3 protein-coding genes are annotated in these 3,317 nt (G+C 46.7%); 1 reads left to right on the forward strand and 2 read right to left on the reverse strand.

What is annotated here, in order from left to right:
- Window positions 1-66 precede the first annotated feature (66 nt).
- Together QUB44_RS30310 and QUB44_RS30315 are read right to left on the reverse strand one after the other, a co-directional pair.
- Window positions 67-705, reverse strand: a complete 639-nt coding sequence (locus QUB44_RS30310) for a hypothetical protein (protein ID WP_333373513.1) — start codon at window positions 703-705, stop codon at window positions 67-69.
- A complete protein-coding gene (locus QUB44_RS30315; RefSeq protein ID WP_333373516.1) occupies window positions 681-1,853 on the reverse strand; it encodes a DUF5906 domain-containing protein in 1,173 nt (390 codons plus the stop codon). The genes QUB44_RS30310 and QUB44_RS30315 overlap by 25 nt, the downstream gene beginning before the upstream one ends.
- 40 nt (window positions 1,854-1,893) lie before the next feature.
- On the opposite strand from QUB44_RS30315, the gene tnpC reads away from it, so the two are divergent.
- Window positions 1,894-3,264: an IS66 family transposase gene (gene tnpC, locus QUB44_RS30320; RefSeq protein WP_333373519.1), complete on the forward strand. Its 1,371-nt coding sequence runs from the start codon at window positions 1,894-1,896 to the stop codon at window positions 3,262-3,264.
- Window positions 3,265-3,317 lie beyond the last annotated feature (53 nt).

The following is a 3,317-nucleotide window of genomic DNA, read 5'->3' on the forward strand; positions in this document are numbered from 1 at the left end:
TTTGTTACATCTGTGGAAAAAATCCTGAAAGAATTTGGAGAAAACTATGTAATTAATTTTGTCTAGCTACTTAGCAATGCTGTATTTCCGTCCCGGCGTATTCCATCCGAACAGTTGAGTAAGCAGGGCTTGCAAATGTTCAGAACGGTACTCAGGCCACCAGATTAGTGCAATGTCTCGCATTTTTTCTGCGTCCCCTGAGCTGATAACTTCAGGTACTGATGCCACTGTCGGCTCTGACTCCGGTTTTAATGGGGACTGAGATTGCTGAGATTGAGTGAGTATTTTGACCATTTTCTCGCGCTCGTTTTGTGGCTGGTTTGAGAACCATTGCAAAAATTCTGTAAAAGGTGAAGATTCATCGCAAGGATAGCAAGGTTGTTTCTGCACAAGGGTTTCATCGCAAGTGCCATCGCAAGTCACTTGCCTTGAACCTTGCGATGAACCTTGCCATGAAACTGGCTCTGTGCAAGAACCTTGCGATGCTTGCGATGAATTTACAAGTTTCAAGCCAAAAATAAATTTGTGACCGTAACGCTCTTGAGTATCAACGCGCCGCTCAATCTTGGGGAATAATTCCCGCAAGCGCAAATACAAATCTTGAGACTTCTTCACTGGTGAGTCATAGGGCGATTCAGCTTCCCATGACTTTTTAGTTTTTTTGCCAGAGTCGTCAATAGTTAGCCACCATTCTCCAGATACCAATCCTCCAAAATTTTATAAAGGTCTCCAATGTAGACCTTGCCCTCTGGGTTAAATTCCAATCCAACCTCGCGGGCAAACTGCCAAAGATGCCGGCTTTCCTCCTGAGCTTCCCGCATCGCCTCACGGGTTGCGTTGTAGTCAATACCCTCAGTCAACAACAGCGGCATCCGCTCCAACATCTTGTTGAGCATCGCCGGCGCAATCCGCTCCATAATAAAGTCTGGGTCATCCTTAAAACGCGGGTCAGCTTCTAACTCTCCTTGAGACGCGACAGCGCCGCGCTTGTAAGTTTTCTTAAAGCTCAGGATGCCGTAGCGGTCATCAATAGCAGCCGTCCCCCCAGTGATAGACGGTAGCTTATTGCAGTTAGCCAAAAAGATAGCCGTCGGCTTGTACTCATAGCTGTCCTTGCCCTTGCGCTCAATATCAATTGGGTCGCCCGTGATGAACTGCTTAAGACTTTGAAGAGCGTCAAGACTCACATTTGAAGCATTCTCAGAAGCCCAATTACAGATACCGCCTTCAATCGTAGCCAGTGCAAATTTACGTCCACCGTCGTAAGCCTTGAAGTCTGACAGCGACTTCCCAGTCATCCCCCGCCCAAAAACAGCGGCCAACACAGCCCGCAGCGTATCCTTGCCGTTAGACCCTTCGCCGTAGCACAGCAAACCTTTGACTCCTTTGCCAGTCAGCTTTGACCGCACCAGCTTCAAATTCAACGCAGCAGCAGTCCGCAGAAATATCTCGCGCTGTGCCGGTTCAAGACACTCCAAAAGGCGATCGCAATCGGCGCTATCAACATCAGGGTCATACTTACTCCCAACGTAGGTATAGACCTGGTTAGGGTCGTGTGGCACAAGCGAGTGAGAGCCATCAGGATTAATCCTCACTACCCCGTTAGAGCAGTTCAAACCGTCAGGATTTATCTTGTTTGGGTCAACCGCATTCCGATTCACAACCCAGTTGAGAACCTCAGCAACGTTACTAGACTTGGCTCGGTTGTTGACCCAAACACCCTTTACTTTTTCCGCGTAGGTATTGAGCCAGTCACCGATACGACGCTTTTCCTCGGATTCCGATCGCAATTCGTAGTGACTGCCGACATAGTGATAAAGCTGACCTCCAATAGATTTCCAGTAATTGCTCAACCCCCTTGACAAGAAGACGAGATAGACATTAGATCAAGGAATGGAAAAACTCCCCGACTTAAAGCAACTATCGAACGAGGCGAAAGAAGCCTTGATAGTAGAGCTATGGCAAGAAATCCAAAAACTCACCGCCGCTTTAGCCACTACAGGGGAAGCAAAACAAAATAAAGTTCCCACCAAAACCAGCAAAAATTCTAGCACTCCGCCGTCGAAGGGATTCAAGCCCAACATTAAGCAATCGAAAATTGAGGGGGTAAAAAGAGCCGGGAGCGTAGGAAGAGCAGGAGGGGGAAGAGAACTACATCGTGCTCCCGACCAAACAATCATCGCCCAACTCAAAAATTGTCCCCAGTGTGGAGAGAAAGTCACCACAGCTGCCCAAAAATTGCAATCGGTCTACGAAAAAATCGAACTACCACCAATTCGTCCCATCATCACCCGAATCGAACGTTATGGTGGTCAGTGTGCCTGCTGTCACACCGAATATGTTGCGCCTGTACCATTAGGAATGGAACCAGGCTCACCGTTTGGCAGTTCAATTCAAAGCTTAGTCACATATCTGCGTTACACTCATGCCATCAGTTACGAACGGCTATCGTCCATATTTGCATCTGTATTTGGACTCAAGATATCAGAAGGCGCAATCGCCAACCTATTAGAGAAAGTCAAAACGAGTTTAGATGATCAAGTAACTCAAATACTCCATCGGTTGCGGCGGGCAAAATTAATTTGTTCAGATGAAACCAGCGCCAGAGTTAATGGACAGAATCAGTGGGAGTGGGTGTTTCAGAACCCTGATATTTGCTTGCACGTCATCCGCCCTAGCCGAGCCAGTGGAGTAATTAACGAAGTTCTAGGAGAACATCGTCCTGATATCTGGGTGTCAGACTTATTTAGCGCTCAAAAAAATCACCCCGCACCACAATGGCAAGTGTGTTTGGCTCATCAACTGCGCGATTGCCAATATGCAATTGACGCCTTTGACAGGATTTTTGCCCCAGCGATGAAGAAGTTATTATTAAGGGCTTTTATTATCCATCGAAGACGCGAAAGGATGGACGATACTAGACTCAAGCGATATCGAGAAAATTTACAGGAAAGATTAACCAGGATTTTGAGTTTAGCGCCACACCATCGGGATGGTATCCGGTTACGAAAACGTTACGGTGGGCTGATTGACAATTTATTTCTATTTCTGGAAGATGCGACAATTCCACCCACAAATAATTCTAGTGAACAGGCGATTCGGATGAGTGTAATATTTCGCCGTGTGACTAATGGCTTCCGTTCGGAATGGGGGCGAGATTTGTTTGCTGCTGTTCGTTCAGTTGTTAATACTGGCAAGCGTCAGGGCTTGACGGCTTATCAATCTATTCAACAAGCTCTCTCGGCTCTCCTGAACTTGCGGTGATATTTTTATCTAATTAGAAAAGCAAGCTAATACGCGTTCTCGAAAATTATCAA

Source organism: Microcoleus sp. AT3-D2 (genome assembly GCF_036705715.1).
Taxonomy (GTDB): domain Bacteria; phylum Cyanobacteriota; class Cyanobacteriia; order Cyanobacteriales; family Microcoleaceae; genus Microcoleus.

Excerpts from the sequence above, each read along its gene's own strand:
- tnpC (WP_333373519.1), top strand. The coding sequence starts at position 1,894 with ATGGAAAAACTCCCCGACTTAAAGCAACTATCGAACGAGGCGAAAGAA.